The organism is Dyadobacter sediminis, assembly GCF_005860765.1.
GTDB classification, from domain to species: Bacteria; Bacteroidota; Bacteroidia; order Cytophagales; family Spirosomataceae; genus Dyadobacter; species Dyadobacter sediminis.
Genome location: NZ_VCEI01000021.1, coordinates 696291 through 717084, shown reverse-complemented (window position 1 = coordinate 717084; position 20794 = coordinate 696291). Strand labels below are relative to the sequence as shown.

Below are 20794 nucleotides of genomic sequence, written 5' to 3'. Positions count from 1 at the left end.
AAGATGAAAAATATACTGAATCATAAAACCATCTGGATGGCGGCGATTGCAGGAATGCTGACTGCGACAAGCTGTACCAAAGATTTTGACGAAATGAACACGAGTCCTAACAACCCGACGGCGATAGGACCGCAATACCTGCTTCCAACCGGCATTGAAACGGCTATTGACCGTTACTGGGGCCACCGCAACCGTTTCGAACGGATCAACATCGATGCGGCGGAATTGTACGTACAGCATCTGACCCGGAATATCTATTCCAACGAAGGCGATGATTATACGGTTTCTCCGGCTTTGGTAGCCAATAACTGGAAAGGGTTTTACAACGATTCGCAGCTTAATTTCCAGCGCATCATTCTGCTGACCGGCGAAGGCTCGGCTAACCCGAACCCCAATTACGAAGGCGTTGCACTCGTAATGCGCACATGGGTTTTCTCCTTGCTGACAGACATGTACGGCGCCATTCCTTACACGGACGCCGTAAAAGGAACCGCTGACGAGCCCATTTACACGCCCAAGTACGATGCCATGGATGTGGTGTATGCAGGCATGCTGAACGACCTTAAAATGGCCAATGAAAAACTGACTGTCGGCGGGCCGGCTGTTGCCGGCGATATTCTGTACGGCGGCGATATTCTGAAATGGAAAAAGTTTGCGAACTCGCTTCGCCTGCGGCTTGCAAACCGCCAGGCTGCCAAGAAATCCGCTGAATCGCGCGCCATTATGCAGGAAATAATGGCCAATCCGACTACATTCCCGATTTTTACCAGCAACGACGACAATGCACAGCTGAAAGGAACTGCCGTACTTCCAAGCAATAACGAATGGAACCAGATTCTTCTTCAGGACGGTCGGACCGACTGGAATATCAGCAAAACGCTGGCCGACAAAATGAATTCGCTCGGCGATACGCGGATCACCGTTTATGCCAATCCAAACAAACAGGGCAATTATCAGGGACATGCGAACGGCCTTCCGGATGCGATTGCCACTTCGTATCTGGCGACCAGTTCCACAATCGGAAACGCATTCACCAAAGCGGAAGCACCGGAAGTCATCATGACTTTTTCCGAACTCAACTTCATTCTTGCCGAGGCTGCGTTGGACGGAGACATCACAACCGGAACTGCCAAAACCTATTTCGAAAACGGCATCAATGCATCTTTCAGCCAGTACGGACTGCCGACGCCCGCCACTTTTCTTGCGAATGTAGGGGCTGTTACGCGTGAAAAAGTGCTGGAACAAAAATGGATTTCCCTTTTCGGACAAGGCGTTGAAGCATGGATCGAATGGCGCAGAACCGGGTTCCCTGTTTTTCCCGCTCCGGACCCGCGTGCCGTTCTGCAGAATGGAGGAATTCTTCCGACACGCTTTCCGTATCCGAACTCCGAATATTCACTGAACGCCGAAGCCGTAAAAGCAGGCGAAACGCTGAACGGCGGCCCGAATGATATGAAAACCAAATTATGGTGGGCAGAAAAATAATTGTCCGCAGGCTCTTCCATACTTAATCAAGAACTCAGCATTATGAAAAATATCAAAACATACTTTGCAACCATTTGCCTCGCTATGGCGGTAACCGGCATCACCTCATCGTGCAAGGAAGAAGACCCATTTCTGGACCGGGATGTAGCGCCGGTACTGGTGGATATTGTCGGCGCCGCATTTGGCGCGCCCTTTGCAAGCACGCCTTCCGTTTCCTACGACAGCTCCATGAAGGAACTTACGCTGACTTCCCGGTTATTTGAACTGGACAAAACCAACATTCTGGATCATACCAAAGGCATTGATTCCATCCCGGTTTCCAACCTTGCCATTAAAATAGGTTATGATCTGACCAAAGTGGTGAAAACCGAAACGCTGAAATACAATGGCGCCACGTATACTTTCAGTCCGGAAACCTTCAAATCAAGCGGTCAGCTTGGTGAAGTTTCTTCGGATGCAAACGGCGTTGTCACCATCAAAACTTCCTATGCAGCACTGGGACTGACCGGAAACCGGATCCAGCGAAAAGATGACATTATCAATCTGACCTGGACCGGAACTTACAAGGGAATCGCATTTACAAGAACTTCCAGAATGACGGTCAGCAAAAATTAATTTTACCAAAGAAAGTCTGGTATATTACGATTTTAAGCTAAATAATTTTAAATTTAAGAAACAATAAGAAATCTTATTCTGCACTTTTCAATTTATACAATATATTATTATTATCGTCACATTTACTACTAAACAAGAATACAATGAATCAGAAAATGGACCGTCGGAATCTGTTAAAATCCGGTTTAATGGCAATCGGAGGTATGACTTTGGCTCCGCATTTAAGCATGGGCGCATTTGCAAACGCACCTTTACCTCTTGATCCTGAAAGCAGGATCTATCGAAGCCCAATGGTGAGAGAGCATTTTTTACCCGCTGACTTCAAAGCTCCGAAAATCATTGCGCGCTTGTCCTCCAATGAAAATCCATACGGGCCGCCCATGTCGGCACAGAAAGCCGTTGCGGACTCTGTGAAATACGGAAACCGTTACGCATGGAAAGAAATGTATGATCTCGTTGATAAAATTGCCAAGAAAGAAGGCGTTCCTGCAGACCATATCATGATGGGACCGGGCTCATCCGATCTTCTGGAAAAAGTGGCACTTGTATTGTTCATGAACGGCGGAAACGTGGTTTCGGCTGATCCCTGCTATATGTCGCTCATAAAAGTAGCCGAATCCGTAGGCGCAACGTGGAAAGCAGTTCCCTGTACTGCCGACTGGTCGCATGACCTGAAAGCAATGGAAGCAGCCGTTGACAAAGATACTAAACTGGTTTACGTTTGTAACCCGAACAACCCGACCGGAGCCATCACAAAAGGCCAGGATCTGCTGGATTTCTGTTCACGCGTTTCGGAGAAAGTGCCTGTATTTGTGGATGAAGCTTATATCGAACTCGCCGTTGGCGCTGACACGCAAAGCATGGTTTCGCTGCTTTCGCAGAAAAAGAACGTGATCGTGGCACGTACATTCTCGAAAATCATGGGAATGGCCGGTATCCGCGTCGGTTACATGGCTGCGCTGCCTTCGTTTCTGGAACAGATCAATAAAATCACGCGCGGCGGAATGGGCATTTCCTATACTTCCATTTTTGCAGCTTCTGCCAGTCTGGACGATAAGGATTTCCAAGGAAATACGCGCAAGCTGAACCACGAAGCCAAAACCTATCTGTACGAGAATCTGGATAAAATGGGATACAAGTACATTCCATCGTACACCAATTTCGTACTGTTCCCGATCAGCATGCCCGGCAAGGAACTGCTGACAAAGATGACTGCAAAAGGTATTTCCATAAGGTCATTCGATATTCAGAACAAACCCTGGTGCCGTGTAAGTATCGGAACCATGGACGAAATGAAAGCATTTGTTGGAGCACTCGGCCAGCTGAGCTGATTTTATTGCAAATTGTTAAAACCTGTCATATCAAGCGCAGTCGAAGCAGTTAAAATACAAAGAAATCGATTGCTTCGACTACGCCCGATATGCCAACGCATGACAAAAAATGATTCTCATTTTAATCATGACCAAACATGACATCTCATTCCAACCATGACATTCCAAACAATTCATGACCAAAAATGACATTTCATTCCAATCATGACACATGTCTCAAAATTCTGACGCCCGAAAACCCTTCCATCAACCCGTAAGTAACAAATTGACCAAACAAATATTTTTTGATCATGAGTGATGCATTGCAAAAAACCATAACACTCCTATTACTGATTGCTTTGGGTCTAATGCTCAAAAGCAAGTTCAGGAACAAAGACCAGACGAACGGCATCAAAGAAATTATCTTATCCGTTGCATTGCCATCCACGATCTTTATCTCGCTGATGAAGATAGAAATCAGTTCTTCCATGATCATTATTCCGGTGGTCACACTGGTTTTCAACTTTCTGATGTTCTTTTCCGCTCCGCTCGCTTTTACGCTTTTCGGCATTGAAAAAAACAGCCCGACAGGCAGAACGCTGATGATGCTGATTCCTTCCCTTGCGCCCGGCTTGTCCTGTTTCCCGTTTATTGCCGAATTCCTGGGTGAAAAAAGTCTTGCTATTGCTGCTTTGGCCGATGTTGGAAACAAGTTTTTTGTGCTGATTTCGCTGTATATCCTTGCCATGAACATGTTCCTGAAAAACAGCGACGACAAGGAAACCAAAATGGGCGGCAAGCTGAAGAGCCTTTTTGCAAGCATGTTTCAGGAACCGATCAATATCCTGATTTTTCTCGCGATCATTCTCCTGAGTTTCGGGGTAACTTATAATACGTTGCCGTCGGTCATCACCGAAATTTTTGACAAAACCAGCGCCATGATGACACCGCTTGTGCTTTTGTTCATCGGACTGGCCGTTCAGCTGAAAGAAGGAAAGAAAAGAATTGTGGCGAGTATTCTGTTTTTCCGTGCCGGAATCACGATGATTATCAGCGCAGGAATGATCTATGTTCTCAACATTACGGATCTTTCCATGATTTTGCTGGCCATTGTTATTCCGCTGAGCGCGGCAAGTTTCTGGCCGCTGGCGCATATTTCCGCATTCAACCTGCGGGAAGAAGCCAAATCCATGCCAAAGGAAAAAAGGACTTTTGATCTGGAACTGGCTGTTTTGCTGCTTGCTTTTTCACTGCCTTTTTCAACCATCCTGATTCTTGCCATTTTGTCGTCAGGCTCATTCTTTGCGCACACTGCCACGCTTCTTACTACGGGACTCATACTGATTGCACTTGGTTCACTGCCGAATGCGCTGAGCAAAGTATTTGTAAAAGTGTCCAAGGCCTGAATTTCCTGAATCAAAAAATTCTTTATGCGAAAGGTTAGCGTTTTCACCACTTTACTTGTTTTATTCTTCAGCCTGCTGGCTGCTCCTGTAACAAAGGCGGCCAATTTCAGATCTGAACCTTTTCATTTTTTGAAAAAGCATAAAGGCGGCCGTTTTTTCTCTGCCAATGCAGCTGTTACAATGGCCGACGGAAGCATCAAACGCATTGCCGATATCAGAGCGGGCGAACATGTGCAAACCTGCAAAAGAGGCAAAAGCAATACGACCGAAGTAAAACACGTGAATGTTTATGACAAGCCTGCTTCTGCGCTGACCGCCGTGTATCTTAAACCTGCCGGCAAAAAAACGGATCAGCAAACCATGGTTCCGGCCATCTTGCTGGAAGCCGCCCCGCAGCATTACGTGCAGACACGTCATGGCAAAAAGAGGATGAGCAAACTTTCCAAAAACGACATACTTTACCGCTACGAACCTTTGACCGGCATGGCATCTTCCTGGAAAGTAGGCGCTATACAGGAAAACGCAAGAAAAGTGAACAAAGCATACAATCTTGAAACAGCCGACGGGACTTTCCTGGTCGGGAATGTAGTGATTGCCAACAACTGAAACACATCATTTACTCCACTGCATTGCTCCATGGTTCCTGTTGCGGGAACCATTTTTTTCTTAAGAAGGTAAATCAAAGTAACGGCCGCCAAAAAGATCAGGAAGTTACGGGTAAAGGCAATTGCCCGTGCGAAACTGTTCCTGCCATTTGCCGGCTTTTGTTTTACACTTATATAGCATCCGTTGTGCCTGAATTTACCGACCCACTGACTCCGAGAGAACTCGGGTTTTCATTTCCAGCCGAATGGTTTCCGCATCGTGCCACCTGGCTTACATTTCCGCACAATGATTCTTCCTGGCAAGGCGACAGACTCGCCAGAATGCGCCCGCAGTATCTTGCGTTTATAAAAGCAATCAGCCAGGGCGAAAATGTCGGAATTATTGCAAATGACGAAAATCTGAAAAAGGAAATTAGTAAAGAACTGGACAAGACAGGCGTTGATCTGTCCAGAATTGAATTCATTGTGAAGCCTACGAACGATGCATGGTGCCGCGATCACGGCCCTGCTTTTCTGATCAATAAGAAAACATCGGAGAAAATGATCGTAAACTGGGGCCATAATGCGTGGGGCGGCAAATATCCTCCTTATGACGACGACAACCGCACTCCGGAAGCAGTGGCAGAATACCTGGATATTCCGGTTGTAAATCCGGGCATCATCATGGAAGGCGGCGCAGTGGAATTCAACGGTGCCGGAAGCCTGCTGACGAGCAAATCCTGCCTGCTGAACCCGAACCGCAACCCGCACCTGAATCAGAGCCAGATTGAAGAAAAACTGAGTCACTTTTATGGTATCGAGCAGGTTCTGTGGGTGGAAGGCGGCATCGTCGGTGACGACACCGACGGGCATATCGACGACACAACGCGCTTTATCAATGAAGATACGGTTATAGCATGCGTGGAAAATGACAGGAATGACGAAAACTACGGCATTCTTCAGACTAACCTTGAAATGCTGAAAAAAATGCGTCTTGTAAACGGCAAGCAGCTGAACATCGTGGAGATTCCGATGCCGAAAGCCGTTGTCATTGACGATTTCCGTACGCCGGGTTCTTATGCCAATTTCCTGATCTGCAATGCGGGTGTTATCGTTCCTGTTTTTAATAATCCAAATGACCAGACTGCAATTGATATACTGGAAAAAGCATTTCCGGACCGTAAAATAATTCCGCTGGCAGCGACTGAAATCATCTGGGGACAAGGAAGCTTTCATTGTCTCAGCCAGCAGGAACCGCTGATATAAAAAATTCCTCAGACAACCGGTTTTGTACGGTACAGTCTGAGGAATGAAGTTTTAGAAGTGCAGTTCAAGGCTGCTTTTTACTGATGAATATTTCTTCCAGCACATATTGCCTTGTATCCGAACTGCCGTCTTCAAACCGGAAACCGATCGCCGGCCGCGAAGGATTCGCATAGGACAATATGTTTTCTGCCAGAACCGGAATGTCTTTGACCAGAATATTTCCGCCCGATTTCAGTATGGACAAATTGTACTTGCCGTTGTTGAGATTGAGCGTAAAAATGATTGTATGCGACATACCCGGCGGTATGTTCCCGACTAGTTCTTCGTTGGAAGGAAAACTGCGTACAACAATTACATCGCCGTTTGAATTGATCATCATTCTTGCAAACAGGTTGGCAACGCCGTCTGAAACATCAATCGTCAGCCTTCCGCCTGTTCCGGAATGCGTAGCCGTAAAGTAAAACCACAATGGCTGCGTAAGGTTTGTTGAAATTCCCTTGAATCCGAGCCATTGATTATGCGCGGTAAGGCCCGGAGCCGAAACCTGGTTAAAACGCAATGCTTTCTGGCCGGCGCCTACCGAATTGACGATGCGTATCCGGGGCTGAAGTTCCGTAACATAGGTTATTTCATCACCGGAAGGATCTCCGGGAATGTTGTGCGCGGGCAAGGTTTCAGCCGTATAATTTTCAAATTTGGACGAAAGAATGGCCGTTGTAGTGCATGAAGCTGCGGAAAGGCAGGACATAAGCAGAATCAGACATTTGTGAAGTAATTTCATGGCATATAAAAGTTTGATTGTTTATCAAATTTACAATTATAAGCCACTGTATTTCAGCGTATAAATACCTGCTTTATTATTCGGTTGCGGCAATGAACCCAACTAACGACCAGCAAGTGTTTTCCAGTCTTCCGGCTCGTGAAGGAATACATTGTAATCCACAAAACCATGAATTCCGTCGGCCCAGCCTTTTTCGCTGTGCTGCCAGAACAGAACCTGCGAATCGGTTGCAAGATCATTTACATGCGTGCGCGAATATCCTGCGAGCCAGAGCGGGTAATCGTCAAAATTCCCGGCAATGTATTTTTTGTAAAAATGTTCGTTTACATAAATCACCGGCCGCATTCCGTAATGCGCTTCAATTTGTTCAAGCCAGTTGCGAACGCCGCGGATGATGATATCGTCCGGCTTGTGCGCGTGCGTTTCCAGATCCAGAACAGGCGGCAGATCGCCGGGTTCCATTCTCACCTGACCGATGAAGTTCTGCACCTGCCGGTCGGACATGACCCTTGGATTGTAAAAATGATACGCACCGCGCCTCATCCCTACCCTTTTTGCCTCACGCCAGTTTCTTTGAAATTGCCTGTCGAGATGCGTGGCGCCTTCGGTGGCTTTGATATAGACAAAATCAATTCTGACGTTCCCTGAATGCGTATTTTTCAGTTTGTCCCAATTGATCTTTGCGTTATGGTGCGAAACATCAATTCCGTGAATGGCATATCGTAACGGCAGCTTAATGCCAAATTTGCTGACAAATTCCCACTGGTTTTCATCTTTCCTGTCGAGCCACCAGACCAGCCCTCCAATCAGTAAAACAATTGCTGCAATGATTGCCCAGCCTTTTGCAGGAAGCGGTTTTATGTACTCGGGGTCATCCGCAGGAATTTGCACTTTCTTCTTTGCCATGTGTGCAAAAGTACAAAAGATCGGCAACGGAAATCAGGATTGTTCCAGATTGTGACGGGTATCCGGCCGTTCATTTTATCCATTTGCCACTCATGTACTTTGTAATGCATAGTACCTGTTATAGCCATTATATTTGTCATGTTCATTCAGAACAACATTAGCCAACTTAAATAATAAAAGCCATGAAAAATTCACTTAAAACAATCGCCTTAGCCGTAGCATTTTCTGTAACTTTTGCATTTAGCTCTTTTGCATCAGACAAAGAGGCTAAAAAAGCAAGCAGCTTCGGAACCAGTATTTACGCTGCAAGAAGCGGCAAAATTCAGGTTTGTGTAGATAAATTTACTGCTTCCAAAACCATTATTGTACTCATGGATAAACGCGGAAACACGATGTATAAAGAAGTAGTTGGCAAAAATGTGGACAAGTTCAGAAAATCGCTGGATGTGAGTGAATTGCCGGATGGAAGCTATTATATTGAAGTATATGGCAACGGTGAAAAACACTCGCACCATTTTGAACTGAGCGAAAAACCTGTCGAAAGAAAAATCAGCTTTGAATAATCAAACTTTCATGCAGCATAAAAAAAGGTGACGTTGCCAGATCGGCAGCGTCACCTTTTCGCTTGTACATACAGCCGGATCAGATCACCACATTCACGATACGCTTCGGCACGATAATGACTTTTTTAGGCTTGTTGCCTTCCATCCATTTCTGAACGGTTTCATTGGCAAGCACCTCTTTTTCAATATCAGAAGCCGGTGTATCCAGCGCAAAAGGAAGTGAAATCCGGACTTTCCCGTTGATCTGGATCGGATATTCGAAAACGGCATCGATCATAAACTTCTGTTCCCACTTCGGAAAACTTGCCTTTGTCAGCGTTCCTGCTTCGTTGCCCAGCAAAGCCCACAGTTCCTCCGTGATATGCGGAACATAAGGCGAAAGCAGCACAACCAGTTCCTGCAGAATTTCCCTGCTCTGGCATTTCAGGCTTCCCAGCTCGTTTACACAAACCATAAATGTACTTACAGCCGTATTGAACGAGAAGTTTTCGGTATCCTCTTCAATTTTCTTAATGGTTTTATGCAGGATTTTAAGTTCTTCAGGCTTTGCCGCCACGTCTTTTACCATCCATTGTCCGGCATCGTTGTAAAACAGTCGCCAGAATTTCCGGATAAAGCGGAATGTTCCGTCAATGCCGTTTGTATTCCAGGGTTTTGCCTGTTCGAGCGGCCCCAAAAACATTTCGTACAGGCGTAAGGTGTCCGCACCGTATCGTTCTACTATGTCATCCGGATTGACTACATTGAACTTGGATTTCGACATTTTCTCAATCTCCACACCGCAGTGATACTTTCCGTCTTCCAGAATAAATTCCGCAGCTTCACCTGCAATATCCTGACGTGTTTTCCTGAATTTTTCCATATCCAGTACGTCATTTTCTACAATATTCACATCCACATGCAAGGCAGAAACCTCATACTGGGATTTTAAACCGGCACTTACAAAAACGGGCTTGCTGTAATCGTCGCTTTTGACGCGGTAAACAAAATTGCTTCTGCCCTGGATCATACCCTGATTAATGAGCTTTTTGAACGGCTCTTCTTCCGGAACGTAACCTCTGTCTTTCAGAAACTTGTTCCAGAAACGGCTGTAAAGCAAATGCCCGGTCGCATGTTCGGTACCGCCAATGTACAAATCCACATCGCGCCAGTAATTGATTGCATTTCCGGAAGCAAATTCCTCCTGGTTTTTCGGGTCCATGTAACGGTACCAGTACCAGCTGCTTCCCGCCCAACCCGGCATCGTACTCAGTTCGTAAGTATTCCCTGAACCATGCGACCAATCGTGTGCACGTCCCAACGGCGGTTCTCCGTTCTCCGTCGGCAGGTATTTATCAACTTCCGGCAGATTCAAAGGAAGTTCGTTCTCTTCCAGCAAATACGGCAGCGGGTTTCCTGAAGAATCATTTTTGTAAAAAACCGGAACTGGCTCGCCCCAGTACCGCTGCCGGCTGAAAACAGCATCTCTCAAACGGTAATTTACTTTTCCTTTTCCAATTCCTTTTTCTTCCAGATAACGAATCAGGACTTTGTTGGCTTCGTGAAAAGTAAGTCCGTTGATCATTCCGGAATTGATATAATGTCCTTCTTTCGTAGCATCCGCCTGCGTTTCAACGCCTTTCTGCGCATCCAGAATCTGCACAATAGACAATCCGAAATGCGTAGCGAAGTTCCAGTCGCGCTGGTCACCGGACGGAACGCCCATTACCGCACCCGTACCGTAACCTGCCAATACATAATCGGCAATGTATACCGGCACTTTTTCACCATCAAAAGGATTGATCGCATAAGCGCCGGTAAAAGCGCCCGAAACCGTTTTGACATCCGTCATCCGGTCACGTTCGGATTTCTTCTGCGTAGAAGCAATGTATGCATCAATTTCTCCACGCTGTTCCGGTGTTGTAATCGCATCCACCAGCTCATGCTCCGGCGCAAGTACAATGAATGTAACACCAAAAATCGTGTCCACACGAGTCGTAAAAACCTCGATAGTTCGTGAAGCCGAAGAAGTTGAATCCAGAGAAACATCGTCCCTTTCCTCCATTCCTCCCTTACTCCCTTCTCCCGAAACCTCAAACTTCACCAAAGCCCCGACAGACCGCCCGATCCAGTTGCGCTGCTGTTCTTTCAGCGATTCGGTCCAGTCAATGGAATCCAGTCCGTCCAGCAAACGCTGTGCATAAGCAGTAATGCGCATCATCCATTGCCGCATCAGTTTCTGAATGACCGGAAACCCGCCGCGTTCCGAAACGCCGTCTTTCACCTCATCATTGGAAAGTACGGAACCCAGTCCCGGGCACCAGTTTACGGTTGCATCCGCAACGTACGTAAGCCGGTATTTAAGCGTGATTTTATATTGTTCTTCTTCCGTCCAGGCATTCCATTCGGCTGCGGAAAAAACAGGTGTATCTTCATCGCAAGGCGCATTCACCTTTGCATTTCCGCTCTCTTTGAAAATCGGAATCAACGTTTCAATAGGTTCTGCACGCTGTGTTTCATTGTTATACCAGCTTTTGAAAAGCTCCATGAAAATCCACTGCGTCCACTTGTAATAATCCGGATCAGACGTGCGCACTTCCCGGTTCCAGTCGTAGCTGAAACCCAGGTTTTTCATCTGTTCGATGTAACGCGTTATGTTCTGCTCGGTTGTAATGGCCGGATGCTGGCCGGTCTGGATCGCATATTGTTCAGCAGGAAGTCCGAAGCTGTCGAATCCCATCGGATGCAGCACATTGAAACCTTTTTGTCTTTTGTAACGGGAGTAAATATCCGAGGCAATATAACCCAGCGGATGTCCCACATGCAAACCTGCACCGGAAGGATACGGAAACATATCCAGAACGTAATATTTGGGACGATCAGACTGGTTTTCAACGCTGAAAGTTCCCTGGCTTTCCCAGTAAGCCTGCCATTTTTTTTCTATTTCCCGATGACTGTATTCACTCATATTATTAATATTTATCCCTGTTCCGAAACGGTGCCGCTACAAATCCCGTCTTCATTCCAATGGTTTCAGAAGAAAATGCGAACCGCTTCCTGTTTGTAAAATCGACCGCAAAATTAGCTTTTTTGATCATATTCAGGCATTTCCGGCTTAATTCATTTTCTCTTGCTTGCATCATCCGGCTTTGTAGAAACAAATGCACAGTTTTCTTTATTTAAAGGTACTATATAACGGGCACAGCTTTTTAGCATGTTGCTAAAGTACAATTCATTTAAATTATTGAAATTATGAAAAACATTATGATTGCGCTGTGCGCCATGCTGATCAGCTATACTGCATCTGCACAGTATGATCCGGCTTTCAGATTTGGTATCAAAGCTGGTGCAAACTTGTCAAACATCAATGGCAGCAACGATTTATCCCTTTCACAAACCAGTACGGCCTTCAACTTTAAAGATAATGATAATCGCTCTCTGGGCTTCGTAGGCGGTGTTTATTTCCGTTACGGCAAGAAATTTTACATTCAGCCGGAATTCCTGCTTTCTCAGAAAGGCGGTCAGTTCAATGTATTTGAAAATGGCGTTCAGAACTCGGAAGGGAAAGTAGACGTACGCTTTTCCAACTTTGACGTACCGGTACTTTTCGGTGTCCGCCTGGTTCGTTTCCTGCGTATCAACGTTGGTCCGATGGCTTCCCTGAGATTATCGAGCAATGGAAAAATCGGTGATTCTTTTAACGACATAACTGGAGATAATGCAAATGCCGAATTCAGGAACAGAGTGGCGTACGGTTATCAGGCAGGCGTTGGCGTCGATTTTGGAAGGTTAAGCGTGGATGTCCGCTACGAAGGAAATTTTACGGATGTAGCCAAAATTAATTTTGACAATGCCACTACTGCTTCCCAGTTTGGCAAGAAAAGCAACTTGTTCCAGGCTACACTGGGCTACGCTATTTTCTGATAAAACAGGGTTAAAACCGGAGAAGCGGAATCGGTCACGGACGGATTCCGCTTTTTGTTTGTAAATGAATTCTGTGAATATGGCGGGTATTTCTAATTTTGTGTTTCCTGTTAAAATCCCCTGATAGCATTTTCATTGCCGTTCAGGTCATTACACTTTTATACCGTGGCAATAAACACCGATAATGTAAGACTGGTTTTTGGATTGAAGCTCAAACAGCTCCGGCTCGACAAAGGAATGTCACTCAGTGAACTTTCGCAGAAATCCGGACTGTCCATTTCCTATATCAATGAAATTGAAAAAGGGAAAAAGTATCCGAAATCAGACAAGATTATTGCCCTGGCGAATGCCATGGACGTTGATTATGACACGCTCGTTTCCCTGAAACTCAGCAAAAGGCTCGAACCGATTTCCGATCTGCTGAGCTCCAACGTCCTGACCGAACTTCCGCTCGAACTTTTCGGAATTGATCCGGCCAATCTTCTTGAAATACTTTCGGATGCGCCTACCAAAATCAGTGCATTTGTGGGAACGCTGATTGAAATTGCCCGGAACTACAATATGTCGATTGAGAAATTTTATTTCTCAGCACTGCGCACTTATCAGGAAATGCACGACAATTATTTCGAGGACATCGAGCAGGAAGCCGAACGTTTTCTGGAAAGTCACGGCGTTGAACAGGAAAAACTTCTGGATGAAAATTACCTTGCCGAAATCCTCACAAACCGGTACAATTATGTCATTGAAAACATCAATGAAAGGATTAACCCCGAATTTGCCAGTGTCCGTTCGCTGACGATAACCGGCGCGAACAGCAACCGTCTGCTCATGAACATGCATCTGACTTCGGTTCAGCGGGCATTTATTTTCGGAAGGGAAATCGGTTATATCGTCTTGAATTTAAAAAACCGCCTGCACACGACCGCGCTCGTGGAAGCCGAGTCTTTTGAACAATTGCTGAGCAATTTCAAGGCATCTTACTTTTCCAGCGCCATTATCATCAAAAGAAACCTGCTTGTTCCGGCTATTGCAGAAGTATTTCAGCAGCAAACATGGCAGCCGGAAAAGTTTATCGGACTTATTCATCAGTTCAACACAACGCCTGAGTCGTTCTGTTATAGATTGAGCAATATTCTGCCGCGCTATTTTGGTATAAACCAGATCTTTTTTTCCCGTTTCAACAATTTCGTAGGCCAGAATATTTTTGATATGACCAAGGAAATGCACATTTCCAGAAAGCATTATCCGCACACGGTCAAAGATGAACATTACTGCCGCCGCTGGGTCGCACTGACCATTTTGAATGATCTTGGCGATTTAATCCGTAACAAGGAAACGCCTCGCATCCTCTGCAAAGCACAGAAATCCACTTATATTGACACACGCGACGAATACCTCGTAATCAGTTTCGCGCAGGTCATGTCCCCTACTCCGAACCTGAACGTAAGTGTTTCCATGGGAATTTACCTGGATGAACAAACGCGTGAAAAGCTGGCATTTCTGAACGACCCGAACCTGGTTGCAAGAGAAGTAAACCAGACTTGCGAACGCTGTTCACTGTTCGACTGCAAGGAACGCATTGCAGCGCCCGTCATTCTCCAGAAAAAGCATAAAAACGAAGAACTGAGAAAGGCTTTGAAAAGAATGATCAATTGAATTCATCAAGAAAGGCTTTACTGGTTTAATCCGGATTTCAGCGATGTATTTTACGACTATTCTTGAAGTCTGTTAAGCTGAAAAATGCCGAAATTCCGTATCTTTGCAGCATTAAAGGCTAAATCCCTTTCTAAAATGCAATATACACTTCAACTTACGCTGGCGCCGGAAATAGCGCTGGACGATGACAATTTACGTCAGCATATTACAAAAAAACTGAGGCTTCGGAAGAAAGAACAGCCGGTGATCCGCAAATTGCGCCAGTCCATCGATGCCCGGAGCAAACAGGTAAAAGTCAATGTTCAGGCTGAGGTCTTTGTCAATGAAATCCCGCCGTCCTTAATCCCGCAACTGGATTACCCGGATGTAAGCAACCGGCCGCAAGCCATTATTATCGGATGCGGGCCTGCGGGTATGTTTGCCGCCCTGCGGATGATTGAACTGGGTGTAAAACCCGTTCTGTTTGAAAGAGGAAAAGATGTGCGCGCCCGCCGCCGCGATCTGGCCGCCATCAACAAGGAACATATTGTAAACGCCGAATCCAACTATTGCTTCGGAGAAGGCGGCGCCGGAACTTACTCGGACGGAAAACTTTACACCCGTTCCAATAAACGCGGCGATATCCGCAGGGTACTTGAAATTTTTGTGGGGCATGGTGCCAATGAACAAATCCTCGTTGACACGCATCCGCATATCGGCACCAATAAACTGCCGCTTGTTGTTTCGGAAATGCGCGAAAGCATCCTGAAAGCAGGCGGTGAAATCCATTTCGACACCAAGGTTACGGACCTGATTATTGAGCAGAACAGCATCAAAGGCATTGTCACGGATTCGGATCAGGAACATAGAGGCATTGGCGTAATTTTGGCAACCGGACATTCCGCGCGTGATATTTACGAAATGCTACATGCCAAAAGTATCCTTATTGAAAGCAAGTCGTTTGCAATGGGCGTCCGCATTGAACATCCGCAGCGCATTATTGACAAGATTCAGTATCACTGTGAAACTGACCGCGGGCCTTATCTTCCGGCAGCGTCGTACAGCCTTGTGACCCAAACGCGCTACAAAGGCGTGCAGCGCGGCGTATTTTCCTTTTGCATGTGCCCGGGCGGATTTATCGTACCGGCTACAACGGCTTCGGGCGAAGTGGTTGTAAACGGCATGTCGCCTTCGAGAAGAGATTCGCCTTTTGCCAATTCCGGCATTGTGGTTTCCATTGAAGAAGAAGATCTTTTGCCGTATCGTGAATTCGGTCCGCTGGCGGGCCTGCACTTTCAGAAAGAACTGGAACAAACGGCTTGTATGGCTGCCGGCGCAACGCAGACTGCTCCTGCGCAGCTTGCCACGGATTTTATCAAAGGAAAGGTTTCTTCGGAGCTGAGAGAAACGTCGTATCAGCCGGGATTGCATGCCGTTGACCTGCGCGATGTGCTTCCGCCCAACATTGCATTTCCGCTTAAAGACGCACTTTCTGATTTCGGACAAAAAATGAAAGGCTACATTTCTCCGCAGGCGCAACTCATTGGCGTGGAAAGCAGAACTTCGTCACCCGTGCGGATTCCGAGGGAGCGCGACAGTTGTGAACATCCTGAAATAAAAGGATTGTTTCCGTGCGGAGAAGGCGCAGGTTATGCCGGCGGGATTATGTCGGCTGCCATGGACGGAGAACGATGCGCGGAACAACTGGTAAAGTTGTACGCTAATTCGCAGCAATAAATACTTATTATATCTTTTATCGTTATTATTATATTTGCATAAACAGGTTTTCCCAGGCGAACAGGCCGGAACCTGAAATTTATACCAAAGCTAACAACAGATACATATTCAACGGAAAGCCTCTATGGCCACATTAGGATCTTTTTCCTTATTTACTTCTCAACTTACCAAAAAACTGAAATATCCGCTTCCCGGTGAGTCAGCACACCGGATCATGCAGGCATCAAGCAAACTCAGGCTGAACTTCAAACCCAATGCAAGGACCAGAAAAAGTGCCGTTCTGGTGTTGTTTTATCCGCACAAGGATGAAATATATTTTCCGCTGATACTCCGTCCGGCTTATGACGGCGTTCATTCCGGGCAGGTTGCGTTTCCCGGCGGGCGGTATGAGCCCACAGACGAAAATCTGATGCGCACTGCCCTGCGCGAAGCACAGGAAGAAATCGGGCTCCGGCTCACGGATGTGAAAGTACTGGGAATCCTGACCGAGCTTTTTATTCCTGCCAGTAATTTTTATGTTTTGCCGGTGATTGCGACCATGCCTTACCGGCCGGATTTTTATCCGGACCCGCGCGAAGTGGAAGATATTTTCGAGATAAAACTGGAAGAGATTTCCGACGTCAACATCATTGGTTCCAGCGATATTCAGATTCGCGGCGAACAGGTTCATGCTCCGCATTATATGGTGCAGGGTTATAAAATATGGGGTGCAACGGCTATGATGATCAGCGAACTTCTTACTGTGCTCAATGCAGATATTAGTGACTCCGAAAACTAAGAAATATCGCATTTTTTTGCTATATTAGCAGGTAAATCAAAGGATTCTTACGGCAATCTTCACTCAGCTTCGTTCAATGGAATGTACCGGTTCTGCAGTGAAAGCCGGTAAGAAAAATTTGCCTTATTTTATTTTTTACAGAATACTTAAAACCTGGTTCCTCCTTAATTTATGGACGAAAACGGAACTACGCCTGACGTAGAAGATAGTGGATTACACGATAAATTGCCCATTTCGGGTTTATATGAAAGCTGGTTTCTTGATTATGCATCCTATGTGATTCTGGAACGTGCCGTTCCGGCAGTAGAAGATGGCCTTAAACCCGTCCAGCGGCGGATCATGCATGCGCTGAATGAAATGGACGACGGACGGTTCAACAAAGTAGCCAATGTAGTCGGCTCGTCCATGCAGTATCACCCGCACGGAGATGCTTCCATTTATGATGCGATTGTAAACATCGGTCAGAAAGAACTGCTTTTTGATACGCAGGGAAACTGGGGCGATATCCGCACGGGCGACAGCGCGGCAGCGGCACGTTATATTGAAGTACGGCTTTCGCGTTTTGCACGGGAAATTGTTTTCAATGATGACACGACCGAATGGCAGTTGTCGTACGACGGACGCAAGCGCGAACCGGTAACGCTTCCTGTGAAGTTCCCTTTGCTGCTTTCACTTGGCGTGGAAGGGATTGCAGTCGGTTTGTCGACGAAGATCATGCCGCATAATTTCTGTGAGCTGATCGAAGCTTCCATTGCCGTACTGCAGGGAAAAGAGGCAACGATTTATCCTGATTTCCTTACCGGCGGACAAATTGACATTTCCAATTACAATGACGGACAGCGCGGAGGTAAAGTACGCGTACGCGCCAGAATCGAGGAGGAAGACAAAAAGATGCTGGTGATCCGCGACATTCCGTTCGGAACCACAACGACTTCTCTGATCGACTCCATTGTAAAAGCCAATGACGCCGGTAAAATCAAGATCAAAAAGGTTGTAGACAATACGGCCGCGGAAGTGGAAATTCAGGTGCACCTTGCGCCGGGCGTTTCACCGGACATTACGATGGATGCTTTATACGCCTTTACGGAATGTGAGGTTTCCATATCTCCGAATGCCTGTATCATTATTGCCGAAAAACCGCATTTTGTAGGCGTAACGGATATTCTGAAATACAACACGCATCAGACCGTTCATTTGCTGCAGCGTGAGCTCGAAATCAAAAGGCTGGCTTTGCTGGAAAAAATCCTTTACGGTTCGCTTGAAAAGATATTCATAGAAAAACGCATTTACCGCAACATTGAGGAATGTGAAACTTTTGAAGCTGTTATCCAAACCATTGACAAAGGACTGAAACCTTACAAAAAACAGTTCTACCGGGAAATCACAGAAGACGATATTGTTGCACTGACCGAGATCAGGATCAAGCGTATTTCAAAATACGACGGCTTCAAAGCGGATGAGCTCATGCGTAAATGGCAGGAAGAACTTGCCGAAACGGAAGACAATCTGGCCCATATCACCCGATTCGCAATCGATTACTTCAAGGATTTGCTTAAAAAGTACGGAAAAGGACGTCAGAGAAGAACCGAAATCCGGGCATTCAACCAGATCGCAGCCAATATCGTAGCGGCCAATAACCAGAAACTGTATGTAAACCGCGCAGAAGGTTTTATCGGATACGGGCTTAAAAAAGATGAATACGTAACGGATTGCTCGGATATTGACGACATCATCATATTCCGTGCAGACGGAAAATGCCTGGTTACTAAGATTCAGGAAAAAGTATTCGTCGGAAAAGACATTATTCATTGTGCGGTCTTCGTGAAAAACGATGAACGCATGGTTTATAACCTTGTTTACCTCGACGGAAAAAGCGGCATGTCCTATATCAAACGATGCCAGATTACAGCCGTGACCCGTGACCGTGAGTACGATCTTACGCAAGGCACACCCAAATCGAAGATCACGTATTTTACAGCCAATGAAAACGGAGAAGCCGAGATTATAACCGTTAACTTAACGGCGCAGAGCAAAGCGAAAGTAAAACAGTTTGATTTCAACTTTGCCGATCTGCTGATCAAGAACCGAAATGCCATGGGAAATATCCTTACGCGTTATCCGGTCAGAAAACTTACGCTTAAACAAGCCGGAAGGTCAACGCTCGGCGGCGTGGATATGTGGTTCGATCCGATCGTAGGAAGATTGAACCGGGACGAAAGAGGTGAATATCTTGGCAACTTTGACTCTGCGGACAGCATTCTGGTTATTTACAAGGACGGTACTTACGAACTGACCAATTATGACCTTACAAACCATTACATGTCCAATGAAGTGCTGCTTGTGAAGAAGTTTGATCCATTGCTTCCGATCACGGCTTTGTATTACGACGGCAGCCAGAAACAGCATTTTATCAAGCGTTTTAACATTGAGACTTCATCACGTGACAAGAAATTCCTGTTTATCAGCGACTCCAAAAACAGCAAACTGCTTCTTGCGAGCACAGACAAACGGCCGCAGCTTCGGATTGTCCTGGCCAAAACGGCACAGAGGGAACAAACCCATGAAGAGTATAACATAGAAGAACTCGTGGACATCCGCGGCTGGCGCGCCATGGGTTACAAGCTGCCTACGGAAAAGTTCAAGGAAGTAAGCTGGCTGCCTTCTCTGCCCGACCCGGTGGAAGAAACAACCGGATTGCCGGAAGAAGAAGTACAGGAAGAAAATGACGCAGAAATCACCGCAGAGGAATCTGCCGGCAATGACGCTGAAACGAGCAACGACGGAGAATCAGCCAATGTGCAAGCTTCCGAAGTAACTGAGACAGACGTTCCGGCGGAAACAATCGCAGACGTGCCCGATGAACCCGAAGTTGCTGAAACAGCAGAAGAAGATCTCGAAGGTGATGTAAAAGCCAAAAAGAAAACGAAAAAGGGAGCACGTTCTCCTAAAAGTCAGCTTGGTCTGTTTTAGAAAGATTTCAGAACCCTGAAATCTTTCTAAAATACCGGAAGACATTATCAACAGAAAGCACCGGATTGTGCGTACAGAATTTTAAGCATGAAATGATGTACGACAGGATGGAATTTTACAAAGAGTTGGTAGATTTAAAGTGTAACTTTAAGTATACAGGTGAAAAAAATTTTAAAAACCATATTGGTTCTGCTATTCGTCTGCATGGTTTTCATCTTGCTTTGTAATTTATGGGTTGTATACTGCACGCGGCAGTACAACTATTTTTCTATTGACAATCTTCCTTCCAATGATGTTGCGCTGGTTTTGGGCACGAGCAGAAATTCGGAAAACGGAAAAGAAAACCTGTTTTTCAAATACCGGATGGAAGCCACCGCAAGGCTTTTCAAAGAAGGAAAAATCAAATACATTATCCTGAGCGGAAATAACGATTCGCAGTATTACAACGAACCGCTGGACATGCAGCGGGCATTGCTCAACCTCGGGATTCCTGAAAATGTCATGACGCTGGATTATGCCGGTTTCCGGACTTTTGATTCCGTGATCCGCTGCAAGGAAGTTTTCAATCAGGATGATTTTACGATCATTTCGCAGAACTTTCATAATGCAAGGGCGCTTTACATTGCGCACAGCGAAGGCATTAATGCCATCTCGTTTGCGGCTCAGGATGTGCCCGACGGATATTCGGTTCGGACGCTGATACGCGAATACCTTGCCAGGCCGAAGGCCGTTCTGGACGTTCATATTCTGCGGCCGCCTGCGGATGTTACTTCAAATAACGAGATCAGGAAAAAATGAGAAACCGGAATGGGAACAAATGCATTTTATACAGGCCAGTCCGGAATTTCAGCTCAT

Annotated in this window: 16 protein-coding genes; 13 read left to right on the top strand and 3 right to left on the bottom strand. The window is 46.1% G+C overall.

The annotated features are described in order from the left end of the window. Positions 1–3: 3 nt before the first annotated feature. The 6 genes from FEM55_RS10280 to FEM55_RS10255 all read left to right on the top strand — a co-directional run bounded on the left by FEM55_RS10280 (position 4) and on the right by FEM55_RS10255 (position 6666). Positions 4–1485 (top strand): SusD/RagB family nutrient-binding outer membrane lipoprotein, encoded by a 1482-nt coding sequence (locus FEM55_RS10280; protein ID WP_138281235.1) that lies wholly within the window; start codon positions 4–6, stop codon positions 1483–1485. Between the two features lie 42 nt (positions 1486–1527). Further along, complete coding sequence (locus tag FEM55_RS10275; RefSeq protein ID WP_138281234.1) at positions 1528–2100, top strand: hypothetical protein; 573 nt, start codon at positions 1528–1530, stop codon at positions 2098–2100. A gap of 143 nt (positions 2101–2243) precedes the next feature. Continuing rightward, on the top strand, positions 2244–3431 hold the full coding sequence (locus FEM55_RS10270; protein ID WP_138281233.1) for a pyridoxal phosphate-dependent aminotransferase: 1188 nt from the start codon (positions 2244–2246) through the stop codon (positions 3429–3431). A gap of 290 nt (positions 3432–3721) precedes the next feature. Then, positions 3722–4816 carry an AEC family transporter gene (locus FEM55_RS10265; protein WP_138281232.1) on the top strand — a complete coding sequence of 365 codons (1095 nt, stop codon included), beginning with the start codon at positions 3722–3724 and terminating at the stop codon, positions 4814–4816. Between the two features lie 24 nt (positions 4817–4840). Then, positions 4841–5422, top strand: a complete 582-nt coding sequence (locus FEM55_RS10260; RefSeq protein WP_138281231.1) for a Hint domain-containing protein — start codon at positions 4841–4843, stop codon at positions 5420–5422. A gap of 185 nt (positions 5423–5607) precedes the next feature. Then, positions 5608–6666 (top strand): agmatine deiminase family protein, encoded by a 1059-nt coding sequence (locus tag FEM55_RS10255; protein WP_138281230.1) that lies wholly within the window; start codon positions 5608–5610, stop codon positions 6664–6666. A gap of 64 nt (positions 6667–6730) precedes the next feature. Here the strand turns inward: FEM55_RS10255 and FEM55_RS10250 are convergent, their stop codons facing one another. Further along, entirely contained in the window at positions 6731–7447 is a 717-nt protein-coding gene (locus tag FEM55_RS10250) for a hypothetical protein (RefSeq protein ID WP_138281229.1), read from the bottom strand. Between the two features lie 102 nt (positions 7448–7549). Next, the gene (locus FEM55_RS10245) at positions 7550–8353 is read right to left on the bottom strand and encodes a glycoside hydrolase family 25 protein (RefSeq protein WP_138281228.1); all 804 of its coding nucleotides are present in this window, start codon (positions 8351–8353) and stop codon (positions 7550–7552) included. 182 nt (positions 8354–8535) lie between these two features. Here FEM55_RS10245 and FEM55_RS10240 point away from each other — a divergent pair, with 182 nt between their 5' ends. Next, positions 8536–8916: a T9SS type A sorting domain-containing protein gene (locus FEM55_RS10240; RefSeq protein ID WP_138281227.1), complete on the top strand. Its 381-nt coding sequence runs from the start codon at positions 8536–8538 to the stop codon at positions 8914–8916. Positions 8917–8995: 79 nt separating this feature from the next. Here FEM55_RS10240 and leuS read toward each other — a convergent pair whose 3' ends face one another. Beyond that, the gene (gene leuS / locus FEM55_RS10235; RefSeq protein ID WP_138281226.1) at positions 8996–11863 is read right to left on the bottom strand and encodes a leucine--tRNA ligase; all 2868 of its coding nucleotides are present in this window, start codon (positions 11861–11863) and stop codon (positions 8996–8998) included. Positions 11864–12147: 284 nt separating this feature from the next. On the opposite strand from leuS, the gene FEM55_RS10230 reads away from it, so the two are divergent. The 6 genes from FEM55_RS10230 (at position 12148) to FEM55_RS10205 (ending at position 20737) form a co-directional block, all read left to right on the top strand. Then, complete coding sequence (locus FEM55_RS10230) at positions 12148–12819, top strand: porin family protein (protein WP_138281225.1); 672 nt, start codon at positions 12148–12150, stop codon at positions 12817–12819. Between the two features lie 165 nt (positions 12820–12984). Then, complete coding sequence (locus tag FEM55_RS10225) at positions 12985–14475, top strand: helix-turn-helix domain-containing protein (RefSeq protein WP_138281224.1); 1491 nt, start codon at positions 12985–12987, stop codon at positions 14473–14475. 135 nt (positions 14476–14610) lie between these two features. After that, entirely contained in the window at positions 14611–16191 is a 1581-nt protein-coding gene (locus FEM55_RS10220) for an NAD(P)/FAD-dependent oxidoreductase (RefSeq protein ID WP_138281223.1), read from the top strand. A 124-nt stretch (positions 16192–16315) separates the two neighbouring features. Continuing rightward, positions 16316–16969: an NUDIX hydrolase gene (locus FEM55_RS10215; RefSeq protein ID WP_138281222.1), complete on the top strand. Its 654-nt coding sequence runs from the start codon at positions 16316–16318 to the stop codon at positions 16967–16969. 171 nt (positions 16970–17140) lie between these two features. Next, positions 17141–19939 carry a DNA gyrase/topoisomerase IV subunit A gene (locus FEM55_RS10210; protein WP_138281221.1) on the top strand — a complete coding sequence of 933 codons (2799 nt, stop codon included), beginning with the start codon at positions 17141–17143 and terminating at the stop codon, positions 19937–19939. Positions 19940–20143: 204 nt separating this feature from the next. After that, on the top strand, positions 20144–20737 hold the full coding sequence (locus tag FEM55_RS10205; RefSeq protein ID WP_138281220.1) for a SanA/YdcF family protein: 594 nt from the start codon (positions 20144–20146) through the stop codon (positions 20735–20737). The last annotated feature ends 57 nt before the right edge of the window (positions 20738–20794 follow it).